Raw genomic sequence first — 13,927 nt, 5'->3', positions numbered from 1 at the left:
CGCCGCCGGCGCAGAGACGATCTGATCAAAAATGACTTGCTATTTTAAAAAGAATCAGTATGCTTTCAGGTTTGATGTTTGCACAAAGAGTCGGGTCTTTCGGCGCCCGCTCCGCAGAAGCAGCGGGGCTGCCCGGATGAAAGGACCCTGAACACCCATACCAGCCGACACATCCGAGAGCCGGTGCGTCGCGTTTCGAAGGAGACTCCGTCATGGCCAAGGTCTGTGAAATCTGCGGAAAGAAACCCGTAACGGGATACAACGTCAGCCACGCCCACAACAAGACCAAGAAGCGCTGGTACCCGAACCTCCAGAAGGTGCGGTGCCTCAAGAACGGGCAGCCCGTGAGGATCCGCGTATGCACCGACTGCATCAAGTCCGGGCGCATCACGAAGGCCTGATCCCCGCCCCGCCGAAAGCGGGTCATTGCCTCTCCACCTTGAGCACGTTTTTGACCCGCTTGAGTCCAGCGATGATGTCCTGGAGCTGCTGGAAATTCTCCAACTCCAATGTAAACAGCGCAATACCTTTCTTGTCGATCGTCGTCTTGACATCGGCCTGAACGATATTGGCGTTTTTCTGGGTCAGCACTGCACTCAAATCCGCCAGGATCCCCTTCTGATCGAGGCTCGTAACCTTGAGCCGCGCGATATGGGTCTCTTCCTGTCCGGTGTCCCATGAGATCTCCACCAGGCGGTCCGGATCCGCATGCAGGATATGCCGGCAGTTCTTCTGGTGGATCGTAATGCCCCGGCCCCGCGTGATGAACCCGACCACCTTCTCTCCGGGTATCGGGTGGCAGCAGTTGGCGAAGCGCACCAGCATATCGCTCACGCCCCGCACCTTGATGCCGCTGCCGCCCCGCCTCCGGCGGATTTTGCTCACGACCTTTTCGACCAGCCCGTGGGTCTTGTCTTCCTTGATGCCGAGCTTGGTCTTGAGCCGGCCGACCACCTGCCTCGCCGAAAGCTTGCCGAAGCCGATCTGCGCCAGCATCTCCTCGATCGAATGGAAGGAGACGTCCCTCGCGACCTCCGCAAGGACATCGCTCTTCATGAGATTCGGAAGCGTGACGTTCTCCTGCTCCAGCATCTTTTCGAGGACGCTGCGGCCGAGCTGTATGCTCTCCTCCTTCTCCTGGTTCTTGATCCAGTGGCGGATCTTGTTCTTGGCCCGCGAAGTCTTGACAAAATCCAGCCAATCCTTGCTGGGATGCTGTTTCGGGGAAGTGATGATCTCCACGATGTCGCCGTTTTGGAGCATGTAACGGATGGGGACCATCTTGCCGTTGACGCGCGCCCCCATGCACTTTTCACCCACCTCGGAGTGGATGCTGTAGGCGAAGTCGATCGGCGTGGCCCCCTTCGGGAACTCCTTGACCTCGCCCGTCGGTGTGAATACGTAGACCTCGTTCGGAAAAAGATCCATCCGGACGGTGTCCAGGAACTCCGCCGGATCATCGAGGCTCTTCTGCCACTCGAGCAACTGCCTCAGCCACGCGAACTGCTTGTCGTCCGTCTGCCGCGCCGCCGCCCCCTCCTTGTACTTCCAGTGGGCGGCGATACCCTCCTCCGCAACCCGGTCCATGTCCCAGGTGCGGATCTGCACCTCCATCCGCTCCCCCCAGGGGCCGATGACCGTGGTGTGCAGGGACTGGTACATGTTGGCCTTCGGCATCGAAATGTAGTCCTTGAAGCGCCCCGAGATCGGTTTCCACATCGAATGAATGTGCCCCAGCGCCTCGTAGCAGTGTTTGACGCTGTCGACGATCACCCGGAAGGCCAGCACATCGAAGACCTGACTGACGGTCAGGTCCTGGTCGACCATCTTCCGGTAGATGCTGTAGAAGTGCTTGTAACGGCCTTTGACGACCGCCTCGATGCCCACCTCCTTGAACTTCGCGATCAGGAGTTCCTTGACCTCGCGGATGAATTTTTCGCGCTCGTCGCGGCGCTGCGCGATCTCCATCTTGATGGTCTGATAGACTTCCTGCTCGAGATAGTAGAGGCAGAGATCCTCCAGTTCCGACTTCAGCCAGTAGATCCCCATGCGGCCGGCCAGAGGGGCGTAAATGTCCAGGGTCTCCGAGGCGATGAGCTTTTGCTTTTCGGGCGAGTGGTACCCGAGGGTGCGCATGTTGTGCAGACGGTCTGACAATTTGACGATGATGACACGGATATCGGAGGACATCGCCAGGATCATCTTGCGGATGTTCTCGGCCTGACGCTGCTCGCGGTTCGAGAACTGCATCTGGCTGATCTTGGTGACGCCGTCTACGATCAGGGCGGTTTCCGGTCCGAACAGGCGCTCGATGTCTTCCAGGCTGGCCTTGGTGTCCTCGATCGTGTCATGGAGCAGCCCGGCGACGATGCAGGTCACGTCCATCTTGAGGCGGGCCAGGATGTAGGCCGTCTCGAGGAGGTGCGAGAGATAGGGTTCTCCGGACAGGCGGACCTGCCCAAGGTGGACCTTGGCCGAATAAACATAGGCCTTTTCCACCAGGGCCGTGTTCGCCTTGGGATGGTATTTCAGCAGTTTGTCGGTGATGTCATTTAACCGAATCATACCCTTCGGCGACCTTTCGGCGGACCAGACCGACCGCCTCCGCCACGGGGACCGATTCGCTTTCGGCTGCGGAACGGAGCCTGACTTCGACCTCCCCGTTCCGAATGCCCCGCGCCCCTATGGTGACCCTGACCGGGCTCCCGATCAGATCGGCGTCCTTGAATTTCACTCCGGCCCGCTCGTCGCGGTCATCCAGAAGGACGTCCAGGCCGGCGGCCTGCAGCTCACCATAAATTCTCCCGGCGGCGTCCACGACGTCCTTGTCGTGCATCTGCAGCGGAAGAACGGTCACCTCGAAGGGCGCGATCGGCACCGGGAAGATGATCCCGTCGGCATCGTGGTTCTGCTCGATGGCGGCTGCCACCGTTCGCCCGACGCCGATGCCGTAGCATCCCATGATGATGGGAAGTTCCTGCCCGTTTTCGTCCAGGAAGAGGGCCTTCATCGCCCGGCTGTACTTGGTGCCGAGTTTGAAGATATGACCGACCTCGATTCCCCGGCTGAACTGGATTTCACCGCCGCAGCGGGGACAGGGGTCCTCCGGGGTGATCACCCGCAGATCCCCCACCCCGGCCGCCTTGAAATCCCGCGAGGGTTGGACGTGCCGGAGGTGAAGATCGGCCTGGTTGCCGCCGGTGACCGCATCGGCCATAGCCATGACCGCGTGGTCGGCGAGGATCCTGGCCTTCAAGCCGACCGGTCCGGCAAAGCCGATCGGCGCACCGGTCGCCTCTTCCACCAGCGCCGCATCGGCGAGTTCGATCTGCTGCGCGCCCAGGAAGCGCTTTAGCTTGGCCTCGTTCAATTCGTGGTCACCCCGGACGAGTGCGGCGATCGCCTCCCCATCCGCGACAAAGATCAAGGTCTTGATCAACTGATCGGGCCGCACCCCCAGAAAAGCGGTCACCTCCTCGATCGTCCGTTTGCCGGGGGTCGCAACCGCCTCCACAGCGGCCGGCGCCGCCGCAGGGCCGTCATTCCCGGGCGGCAACACCTCGGCCCGTTCGAGGTTGGCGGCATAGTCGCACTGCGTGCAGCTCGCGATCACGTCCTCGCCGGTCTCGGCCAGCACCATGAACTCATGCGAATAACTGCCGCCGATGGTGCCGGTATCCGCCTCGACCGCCCTGAAGCGGAGCCCGCAGCGAGCAAAAATGCGCGTGTAGGTCTCGCGCATGATCTCGTAGCTCCGGTTGGCCCCGGCCTCGTCGCAGTCGAAGCTGTAGGCGTCCTTCATGATGAATTCCCGGCCGCGCATCAGCCCGAACCGCGGACGGATCTCATCCCGGAACTTGGTCTGGATCTGGTAGAAGTTCACGGGCATCTGCCGGTAGGAGTGGATCTCCCTCCGAACCAGGTCCGTGATCACCTCTTCATGGGTGGGGCCAAGGCATCCCTCACGGCCGTGCCGGTCTTTCAGGCGCAGAAGTTCGAGCCCGTAGTATTCCCACCGGCCGCTTTCCTGCCACAGCTCCGCCGGCTGGACGGTGGGCATCAGGAGTTCGATCGCCCCCGAGCGGTCCATCTCCTCCCGGACGATCCGCTCGACCTTGCGGATGGCCCGCAGCCCGAGCGGAAGGTAGGTGTAGACCCCGGAGGTCAATTTGCAGATCATGCCTGCCCGCAGCATTAACTGGTGGCTGACGACCTCCGCATCGGCCGGGATCTCCTTGAAGGTGGGAATGAAATATTGCGAGAAACGCATAAACCGGTACCTGCCCTTTCTACAGATTGATTTCTACTGGGACGTCAGCTTTTGCACCTCGTCCAGGAGGACCCTGGCCAGGTCCGCCTCCGGGACCTTCCGCACCACTTCGCCCTTCCGGAAAAGGATCCCCTGCCCGCGGCCCCCCGCGATCCCGACATCGGCCTCGCGCGCCTCTCCCGGCCCGTTCACGACGCAGCCCATGATCGCGATCTTGAGGGACGCCGTCATCCCGCTCAAGGCCCGCTCCACCTCTTCCACCAGACGGAACAGGTCGATCTCGCAGCGTCCGCAGGTCGGGCACGAGATGATCTCCGGCCCCCTGTGCCGCAGCTCGAGCGCCCGGAGAATCTCGTAGGCCACCTTGACCTCCTCGACGGGGTCCCGGCTCAAAGAGACGCGGAAGGTGTCCCCGATCCCTTCAGCGAGCAGGTAACCGATCCCGATTGCGCTCTTGACGGTTCCCGAGATCAGGGTCCCGGCCTCCGTCACCCCGAGATGAAGCGGATAATCGACCGCCTCGCTGAACCGCTCGTAGGCGCGGATGGTATCGAGCACCCGCGAGGATTTCAGGGAGACCTTGATGTCGGTGAACCCTTCGGCCTCGAAGAAGCGGATGTGTTCGAGGGCGCTGGCCACCATCGCCTCCGGCGTGGGATGACCATAGGCCTCCAGGATGTCTTTCTGAAGAGAGCCGGCGTTGACCCCGATCCGGATCGGCACCCGCCGTTCACGGGCCGCGTGGATCACCCGCGTAAGGGCCGGCTTCCCGCCGATATTGCCGGGGTTGATCCTGAGCCCGTCCGCCCCGGCGTCGAGAGAGGCGATCGCCAGCCGGTGGTCGAAGTGGATGTCGGCGATCAGGGGAAGTCCGATCTGCGACCGGATCTCCCGCAGCGCGCGGGCCGCCTCCGCGTCCGGAACCGCCAAACGGACAATCTCGCACCCGGCCTCCGCCAGGGCCCGGATCTGATCGACGGTCGCATCGATCCGGCGCGTATCCGTGTTGGTCATGGACTGTACGGCGATCGGGGCGCCATCTCCGATGGGCACCGAACCGATTTGGATGCGGCGCGTCCTGCGCCGCCGGATGTCATCCAACATGCTGAATCCTGACTTTCCCTTCTGTCCCGAAACCGCCCGGGTCGAATATCCGTATTTTGCCCGGAACCCGTCCATCTTTTCACCAGGGTCCGGCTTTTTCACTCGCTTCGTGTGCCCGGTCCCGCCCCTTCGGAGTCCAGCCCCACCGCTTCGGGCGCCCAGTCCCACCAATTCGCGGCGGGTCCCGGTCTGCCAACGACAAGCAAATCAATCACTTGCAAAACGACGCCCCGAACAAACGGCCACACGGGGAAACGCAAAGATGGACATCGAGATGGGCAAAAAAGACCCTTTACAGATGGAAACCGCCATCAATGGGGAGGCGCAGGTCCGAATCGTGCTTCCGGCATCCGAACCCCCTTTCCTGCCGGCGGGCGCGCAGAGGGTCCATAGGGAGGATATCCTTCCGTTCAGAGGGGGCCTTCGTGAGAGGGTGGTTCAATACAGGAACATGGGCTTGCCGCTCACGTGCCGCACCTTCGGACGATATTCGTCCGCATCGTAGAGTTCCCTTACATCCACCCGCTTCTGGCCGCTCGAGATCGTGCTCAGGGGTATATCCGTGTAAATTCCTCGGCTCAGCGCCACCAGCCGGCCGAAGGTGGCCTTCAGGAACAGGTCGATCGTCATGTTGGCAAAATTGACGGCCACCATGAGATCCAGGGAATCCGGGGCGCCGCTCCGCATCAGATAAGAGATCCGCTGATTGAGCACATCCTCGCCGGTCAACTCTTTCAGGACCGCCCCCGTCTCCTCTCCGATCCCGCCGAGGCGCCTGTGGCCGTATGCGTCGGACTCGCCCGAGAGCACCAGATCCCCGCCGATCATCCGCGCGCCCTCCGAGATCGTGATCATCGCATAGTTCTTCGGATTGGCGCGCTTGTCCTGCATGATCAGCTCCGCCAGACGGTGCGGGTCGAAAGGCACCTCCGAGATGATCGCGCGGTCGACCCCGGCCAGATAGGCCGATATGAGGGAGGTCTCGCCGCAGTACCGTCCGAAAAGCTCGATGACTGCGATCCGCTCGTGCGAGCCCGTGCAGGTCCTCAGGGCATGGATGAACTCGACGCCGCGCGTGACCGCCGTGGAGAAACCGATGCAGTAATCCGTCCCGAAGACGTCATTGTCCATGGTCTTCGGGATGGCGATCACGGGGAAGCCTTCCTTGTGGATCCGCTCGGCAAAACTGAGCGTGTCATCTCCGCCGATGGGGATGATCGCCCTGACGCCGAGCCGCTCCAAGTTCTTCAGAACATGCTGTGTGAAGTCCTTCGTCTTGTCGTTCTTTTTGAACTGGCGGGCGAGAAACTCCGGGACGTTCTTCTTCTTGACGGCGCTCGGATTGGTTCGGGACGTGTGGAGATAGGTCCCGCCGTAGCGGTCGATCGTCCGGACTTCGCCGGGTGTCAGCTCCTGAAAGCATTGAGACGCCGTCTCCGGATCGTCCGGATTGTATTCCAGCAGGCCTGCCCAGCCCCTCCGGATGCCGAGGACCCGGATTCCCTCGCTCGCCGCCCGGTAAACGACGGTCTTGATACATGGATTGAGGCCGGGAACATCCCCGCCCCCTGTCAAAATAGCAATGACCGGTTTTTCAGTCCCTGTAATGTCCATTTCTCACCCCGTCCCGGAGATCGGTTCCTGTGCACTCTCCGTGCGTGCCGGATCGACATGCGGCGAAAAACCCTCATCCGCCGGATGATCCCCCCGCTCAAGTTTTTCAAACTAGAAGAGTTTACCGGACCTGTCAAGATCATTCCAGAAGGGCCGGAAGGGCCGCCTGTGCCGTCTTCTCCCCCATCCCAAGAGCACCATTTTTGTTGACATGACAACAGAAAAGGTTAGTCTAGTAGTTTTAGTCCATCATAAGGAGGTCGTTCCATGCCTGCATCCCGGAAGATCCTGGCATCCATCGAAAAATCATCCTTTATCCGCAAGATGTTCGAAGAAGGCAACGAACGGAAGAAGCGCTTCGGCGCCGAAAACGTCTATGATTTCAGCCTTGGGAACCCCAATCTGGAGCCTCCGGAACGCTTCAGGGAAGTCATGCTGGAGCTGGTGCAGGATCAGAGCCCCGGCACCCATGCCTACATGTCGAACGCCGGATATCCGGAGACCCGGGAAGCCGTCGCGGCCCACCTGAACAAGGGCAACCACTGCCGCTTCACAGCCGACGACATCGTGATGACGGTAGGTGCCGGAGGCGGGTTGAACGTCGTCCTCAAAACCATCCTCAATCCCGGGGAGGAAGTGGTCATCCCCAAGCCCTACTTCGTCGAATACAACTTCTACCTCGACAACCACCAGGGCACCGCATCCCTCGTGCCGACGAAGCCTGATTTTTCGCTGGATCTCGAGGCCATGGCCGGCGCCCTGAACGAGCGGACCCGGGCCGTCCTGATCGATTCGCCCAACAATCCGACCGGGCGCGTCTACTCCTCCGGGGAGTTGCAGGCGCTGGGTCAACTCCTCACGGATTACAACAAACGAACCGGTCAGACCGTCTACCTGATCTCGGACGAGCCCTACCGCAAGATCGTCTATGACGGGGTGGAGGTCCCCAGCATCTTCGACGTCTATCCGGAAAGCTTCGTCGTGACCTCCTTCTCCAAAGACCTCTCGCTTCCCGGCGAACGGATCGGCTATGTCGCCGCCCACCCGCAGATCTCCGACCGGTCGGGGATCATTCAGGGCCTCGTTCTGTGCAACCGGATCCTGGGTTATGTCAACGCCCCGGCGCTCATGCAGCGCGCCATCCCGCGCCTCCTCGAAGTAAGCGTCGACATCGGCGCCTACCAGCGCAAGAGGGACCTCCTTTGCAAAGGCCTGAGCGAGGCCGGCTATGAATTCACCAAACCCGAAGGCGCCTTCTATCTCTTTCCGCGCTGCCCCATCGAAGACGACGTCGCCTTCATCGGCGAACTGCGGGAGGAAAACATCCTGACCGTCCCCGGCAGCGGTTTCGGCGGCCCCGGTCACTTCCGAATCGCCTACTGTGTCAGCGACGCCACCATCGAACGTTCCATCCCGGGATTCGCCAGGGTCATGAAAAAATACCGCTGAACGCGGGTTTCAGTCAGCAGAGAGGAGAGCGGGATGTATTCCAAGATCCTGTCGCTCAGATTTCCAAAGGCCATCGTCAATGAACCGGTAGCGGTCAACCTTGTCAAGAAGTTCGATCTTTCATTCAACATCCTCAAGGCCACCATCTATCCCCGCAAGGAGGGGTTGATGGTCCTCGAGCTGAGCGGGCACCGGAAGAATTTCGCCCGGGGTGTCCGGTACTTGAAAAGCCTCGGGATCATGGTGGAAAGCATCGCGCAGGACATCAAGCGCGACGAGGAAAAATGCATCCAGTGCGGCGCCTGCACCGCCGTCTGTCCAACAGGGGCACTCTGGATCAAACGCCCGGAAATGGAAGTGATCTTCGACCGCGACAAATGCAGCGCCTGCGAACTCTGCGTCTCCGCCTGCCCGGCCAGGGCCATGGAGGTGCGTTTCAACAAGGCGCTTCTTTCCTGAAAAAGCGCCCCGACAAACGAGTCTGAATACCGGAAGCGCCGGCAGGCTGATGTGCCGGCGCGTTTCGTTTGAAACCCCCTGACAAGGACCGGCACGCGCGGCCCGGCGGCCCGACCGAGCACCGCCGGCAAACGCCGAACCTGCCGGCCCCGAGGCCATACCCGGATGAACCCCCCGACCGATATCCTGGTCGCCATGAGCGGCGGGGTCGACAGCGCCGTTGCAGCCGCCGTTCTGAAAAGGGAGGGACGGCGCGTCCGTGCCGTCCACTTCCTCCTGCCCGGCCCGGAAACCGGGCGCGAGGCGCTGATCGCGAGAACCCGCAGGATCTGCGGACACATCGGGATCCCGCTCGTGCTCCGCGACGTGCGGGAGGCGTTCGACAGGGAAGTGATCACCGCGTTCCGGGCGGCCTACCTGGGCGGCCTCACACCGAATCCCTGCGTCCTGTGCAACGAACGGGTGAAATTCCCCCAGCTGGCCGATGAAGCGGATCGCATGGGGGCCCCATCGATCGCCACCGGCCACTACGCCGTCCTAACCGCGGAGGACGGCCGGCCGCGCCTCAGACGCGGAGCGGACCCCGGCAAGGAGCAGTCCTATTTTCTCCACAGGCTGTCCGCGCAGATCCTGGCGAGGACCCGGTTTCCGCTCGGCAGGATGACGAAGGCCGAGGTGGAGCGGGAGGCCGTCAGGTTCGGCCTGCCTGTTGAACCCGGCCACGAAAGCCAGGAGATCTGCTTTCTGGGCGGCGCGGACTATCGTCATCTGATCCAGGAGGGGAACGGCCGAACGGCCGCCCCGGGGCGGATCATCGACATCCGGGGAGCGGCTGTCGGAGCCCATTCCGGCGCTTACCGCTATACGATCGGGCAGAGGCACGGGCTCGGCATCGCCTCACCCAGGCCCTATTACGTCCTGGAGATCCGGGCGCAGCAAAACGAGGTGGTTGTCGGGCGGCGGGAAGATCTCTATTCGTCCAATGTGGCGGCCGAAGACTTTGTCTGGACAGGCGGCATCGAGCCCATCCAAGGCGAAATCGAGGTCCTCGCCCAAATCCGTTACCGGCACAAGGCCGCGCCCGCCGTGCTCGAAATGACAGGCCCGAACCGGGTCTCCCTGACCTTTCACGAACCGCAGTGGGCGGTCACCCCGGGGCAGGCCCTGGTCTGCTACGATGGCGAAACCGTCCTCGGCGGCGGATGGATCGTGCGACCGCCCCAATCCTGAAGAGCGTATAACATGGCACCTGTCTTCAAGACCGTCACCCTCGGCTGCAAAGTAAACCAGTACGAAACCGCCTTCCTGGAAGAAGCCCTCGAACACACAGGCTGGCAGAAGGGCTCCGTCCAAACCCCGGCGGACCTGGTCATCATCAATACCTGTGCGGTCACACAGCAGGCCGTCCATCAGTCACGGCAGGCCATTCGCAAGGCCATCCGGGAAAACCCGGCGGCGCGGGTCGTCGCCACCGGCTGCTACGCCCAGGTCGCCCCCCGCGAGCTGGCCCGAATCGAAGGTCTGGATCTCGTCGCGGGGAACCGGCTCAAGGCCGGACTTCCCGACTGGATTTCGACCCATCCGCGGACGGATGCCTGCCAAGTGAGCGTTCCGGATCTGAGGCCGGGTCTCCCGTTCGATCCCATGCCGGTCGCCCGTTTCTCAGGCCGTGCGAGGGCTTACCTGAAGATCCAGGACGGCTGCGAGGCCTTCTGCAGTTACTGCATTGTCCCATTCGGGCGCGGACCTTACCGGAGCCTTCCCGAGGCCGGGGTTCTGGCCGCCCTGACCACGCTGGCCGATGCCGGTTACCGCGAAGTCGTCCTCACGGGCATTCACCTCGGCAAATACGGAAACGGCGATCCTCACAGCGCCGGCCTGACCGGGCTCCTCCAATCCATCGGCAGGGAGCGGCTCCCGCTGCGCATCCGGCTGAGTTCCCTGGAGCCGACCGAGATCAGCCCCGGCCTGATCGAGATGGCCGGGAACGAAGCATGGCTGTGCCGGCACTTTCACATCCCGCTCCAGAGCGGGGATGCCGCCACCTTGGAGAGGATGAACCGCCGCTATCGGCCGCAGGACTTCGCGCGCCTGGTGGAGCGGATCCACTCGGCTTTGCCGCAGGCCGCCATCGGTGTCGATGTCATGGCAGGCTTTCCCGGAGAGGACGAGGAGGCCCATCAGCGGACGGCGGGGCTTTTGAAGGATCTGCCCATCTCCTATCTGCACGTCTTTCCTTTTTCGCGCCGCCAAGGGACGGCGGCCTTCGACATGGCGGACCAGGTTCACCCGGCGACGATCAAAGAGCGGGCGGCCCGGATCCGTTCGCTTGGGGAGCGCAAGCGCAGGGACTTTTACGGCAGGAATGTCTGGGGCGTACTGGAGGTCCTGGCGGAGGGCTGGCATTCGGAGACCGAGAGGGTGATGCACGGGACGAGCGACAACTACGTGCCGGTCTTTTTCGAGGGGGCATCGGGGGCATCGGGGCGCCTCCTGGCCGTCAAGGCAGAGCGCACCGCACCAAAAGGGGTGTGGGGGCGGATGCTCGAAAAAGCGGGTCCCGGCTGATCCATATCGAGGAACTCAAGCGTTTGTACTGAGGAGATCTGCGGCACATGGCACAACCGAAGGGCAGATGGACGCCGAGATGGACAAAAGAGGCCCTTTCGGGACGGAAGGGTACGGGGCCGGTTGCGGGCCTTGGAGCCAACGGCGAAAAGCCCGCCGAGAAGCGGGGTCAGCGCCCGCGGCGGACTTTGCGGCTCTCCTCCTTCCACCCTTTCCGCTTTCTGCCGCCCCGCTTCCGCTGATCCTGCGGATCACGCAGAGGCTCGAGCAGGAAACTCCCGGGTGTGAAATCCGGCTGCGGTGCGGCCGTCTTTTCCTTTGCTTCGCGGCGCAGCGCCCGCGCCTCGAGCAGCGCCTGGTCGACTTTGGGTCCGGCGATAAACTCGGCCGGGATGCCCGGACTCAGAAACAGCCTGCCGAACCCGAAATAACGGACGCCTTTCGCCCTGGAGGCCGATGCACGGATCTCCAGCACGACGGGCTCCGGATCCCGCCGGCGCCCAAGCCTCGCAGCCATCTCCCGGTCGTCTGATAGAACCACGAAAGGCTCGGCCTGAGGCATCAGACCCTTTTCCATCACGACGGGGTGCGCCCTCTGCCTCACCGCGGCAAACAGCATCCTGGGGACCTCGCTCAGGGGCACACCGCTGCCGGGCAAGGTCCACGACCTTTCGACGGCGCGGATCTTCCGGTCATCCGCCTCGAACCAGCCCCGCTTCTCCCCCATCAGCACCTCGCGGATGCCCCCCTGCCGCACCTGGCGCCACTCGGGATCTTCCTGGATCGCCTTCAGAAGCTCTTTGAAAGAAACATACCCGTCGGCATCGGGGACCAGGCCGAACTCGTCCGGTTGACGCCCCAGGACGTAGTCCAGGAACCGGGACAGCCCCTCGACCTGCATGTCATGTGAACGCTTGCCCAAGAGCGCAACCCATCAAGCCAGAAGATTCGTGAGGGCGTCTTCCAGCGTCGGATGCTGGAAACGGTAACCCATATCGAGCAGTTTCATGGGGCACACCTTCTGGCCATTGAGGAGGATCGAAGCCATTTCGCCCATCTTCCATTTGAGGACGAAGGCCGGGACTGCGGGGAGAAACGCCGGTTTGTCCAGGACGGTGGCCAGGGTTTCGGTCAATTCGCGATTGGTCACCGGATTGGGCGCGGTGCAATTGACGGCGCCCGAGATATCCGACCGGCCCAGCAGGTGAAGATAGATCCCCACCAGATCCTTTTCGTGAATCCAGGAGATCCATTGCTGCCCGGAGCCCAGGGAACTGCCCAGCCCTCTGCGGAACATCGGCACCATCTCCCCCAGCGCACCGCCCCGCCGCCCGAACACGATTCCAAAGCGGCAGATGACGACGCGCACCCCGCCTGCGGCGGCCCGCAGGGCCTCCGCCTCCCAGTCGCGGGCCAGCCGCGCGAGGAAATCCTCACCCGCCGGGCTGGATTCATCCAGGGTCTCCGACCCCCTGAAGCCGTAGTACCCTACCGCCGATGTGCTGATGAGCGTCCTTGGCGGCCCGGAGGCGCGATTGAGCGCCTTCGAAAGATTACGGGTGGTGAGGATGCGGCTGTCATAGACCCGGCGCTTGCTCTCCCTGCTCCACCGCTGGAAGATCGTCTCCCCGGCCATATTGATGACGACGTCATGGTCCGCCACGGCATCCTGCCAGGGCCCCTCCTGTGTCGGATCCCCTTCGAGATAGCGGACCCCCTCCTGTGCAGCGGCGTCTGCCTTGATCCGCCGCGTGAGGATGGTCACGGTCCCGCCCATCGCCACCAGACCGGCCGTCAAGCTGGAGCCCACAAAGCCGCTTCCACCCGTGATAAAAAATCGCATCGCTGAAATACCGCCGCCTGTTTGATGTGATCGAAAAGCTCTCCCCTTGCGGAGAGCAAGGCTCATCCCCTCGTCGCTATCAGCCGGCTATACTCTTCACACTCCAAAAAACCGCAGAAGAACGATTTCCGTCAGCCAGCCGCCCCAGCACCGTTCAACCGCGTCCCGGGCTGATGCAATCCGCCGGGCAGATCGTTACGGCGGCATGAACGTCTTCATCCGGGTAGTCATCCCTCTCGAGCACCGTAATCTCACCCGTCTCCGGCCGCCGCGCAAAAATCCCGGGCGCCACCTCCAGACAGGAACCGCAGTCGGTGCAGGCCTTCAAATTGACCACTGGAGCCTCTTTCAAGCGCCTTCTCCCCCGCACCCTTTCCCTGTGTCAGCCTCTTCGCGCGACCGGCGCCAGGACAGATAATCCCCGCGCGTAAGAAAGGGCCCGAGCGAAGCCGGCTCCGAATGACTCCCCTTCAAACACTGCCGGCATCGACTGGCGGCGCAGTGTTGGCATTCCCGGCAATCACGGCATTTCTTTCCAGATTGAACGGTCATCGGTCAGCCTCTCGGCGCCTGCTTCTTGCTTCGAGTTGGCGGATCGGCATTCCGTCCGCGCCTGAATC

General features: G+C 62.5%; 12 protein-coding genes. 5 read left to right on the top strand and 7 right to left on the bottom strand.

What is annotated here, in order from left to right; all coding sequences use genetic code 11:
* Positions 1–212: 212 nt before the first annotated feature.
* Entirely contained in the window at positions 213–401 is a 189-nt protein-coding gene (rpmB, locus tag H567_RS0107940) for a 50S ribosomal protein L28 (protein WP_028320988.1), read from the top strand.
* 22 nt (positions 402–423) lie between these two features.
* Here the strand turns inward: rpmB and H567_RS0107935 are convergent, their stop codons facing one another.
* The 4 genes from H567_RS0107935 to H567_RS0107915 all read right to left on the bottom strand — a co-directional run bounded on the left by H567_RS0107935 (position 424) and on the right by H567_RS0107915 (position 6,988).
* Entirely contained in the window at positions 424–2,565 is a 2,142-nt protein-coding gene (locus H567_RS0107935; protein ID WP_028320987.1) for a RelA/SpoT family protein, read from the bottom strand.
* Complete coding sequence (locus tag H567_RS0107930; RefSeq protein ID WP_028320986.1) at positions 2,549–4,270, bottom strand: proline--tRNA ligase; 1,722 nt, start codon at positions 4,268–4,270, stop codon at positions 2,549–2,551. The genes H567_RS0107935 and H567_RS0107930 overlap by 17 nt, the downstream gene beginning before the upstream one ends.
* A 33-nt stretch (positions 4,271–4,303) precedes the next feature.
* Positions 4,304–5,374, bottom strand: a complete 1,071-nt coding sequence (ispG, locus tag H567_RS0107925; protein ID WP_035253753.1) for a flavodoxin-dependent (E)-4-hydroxy-3-methylbut-2-enyl-diphosphate synthase — start codon at positions 5,372–5,374, stop codon at positions 4,304–4,306.
* A gap of 438 nt (positions 5,375–5,812) precedes the next feature.
* Entirely contained in the window at positions 5,813–6,988 is a 1,176-nt protein-coding gene (locus tag H567_RS0107915) for a 6-phosphofructokinase (protein ID WP_028320984.1), read from the bottom strand.
* Between the two features lie 267 nt (positions 6,989–7,255).
* Between H567_RS0107915 and H567_RS0107910 the strand changes: the two genes are divergently transcribed.
* From H567_RS0107910 to mtaB, 4 genes are all read left to right on the top strand, one after another.
* Positions 7,256–8,437 carry a pyridoxal phosphate-dependent aminotransferase gene (locus tag H567_RS0107910; RefSeq protein WP_028320983.1) on the top strand — a complete coding sequence of 394 codons (1,182 nt, stop codon included), beginning with the start codon at positions 7,256–7,258 and terminating at the stop codon, positions 8,435–8,437.
* 33 nt (positions 8,438–8,470) lie between these two features.
* Positions 8,471–8,896: an NIL domain-containing protein gene (locus tag H567_RS0107905; protein WP_028320982.1), complete on the top strand. Its 426-nt coding sequence runs from the start codon at positions 8,471–8,473 to the stop codon at positions 8,894–8,896.
* A 165-nt stretch (positions 8,897–9,061) separates the two neighbouring features.
* Positions 9,062–10,126, top strand: a complete 1,065-nt coding sequence (gene mnmA, locus H567_RS0107900; RefSeq protein ID WP_028320981.1) for a tRNA 2-thiouridine(34) synthase MnmA — start codon at positions 9,062–9,064, stop codon at positions 10,124–10,126.
* Positions 10,127–10,138: 12 nt separating this feature from the next.
* Positions 10,139–11,464 carry a tRNA (N(6)-L-threonylcarbamoyladenosine(37)-C(2))-methylthiotransferase MtaB gene (gene mtaB / locus H567_RS0107895; RefSeq protein WP_028320980.1) on the top strand — a complete coding sequence of 442 codons (1,326 nt, stop codon included), beginning with the start codon at positions 10,139–10,141 and terminating at the stop codon, positions 11,462–11,464.
* Between the two features lie 169 nt (positions 11,465–11,633).
* Here mtaB and H567_RS27060 read toward each other — a convergent pair whose 3' ends face one another.
* From H567_RS27060 to H567_RS0107880, 3 genes are all read right to left on the bottom strand, one after another.
* Complete coding sequence (locus H567_RS27060; protein WP_153306093.1) at positions 11,634–12,386, bottom strand: RNA 2'-phosphotransferase; 753 nt, start codon at positions 12,384–12,386, stop codon at positions 11,634–11,636.
* A 12-nt stretch (positions 12,387–12,398) separates the two neighbouring features.
* Positions 12,399–13,307, bottom strand: coding sequence for a TIGR01777 family oxidoreductase (locus H567_RS0107885; protein WP_028320978.1), 909 nt, complete (start codon positions 13,305–13,307; stop codon positions 12,399–12,401).
* A gap of 154 nt (positions 13,308–13,461) precedes the next feature.
* On the bottom strand, positions 13,462–13,659 hold the full coding sequence (locus tag H567_RS0107880) for a ferredoxin (protein ID WP_028320977.1): 198 nt from the start codon (positions 13,657–13,659) through the stop codon (positions 13,462–13,464).
* Positions 13,660–13,927: the final 268 nt, after the last annotated feature.

The sequence above is a fragment of the Desulfatiglans anilini DSM 4660 genome (genome assembly GCF_000422285.1).
Lineage (GTDB): Bacteria > Desulfobacterota > DSM-4660 > Desulfatiglandales > Desulfatiglandaceae > Desulfatiglans > Desulfatiglans anilini.
This window is presented reverse-complemented; position numbering and strand designations above follow the sequence as displayed.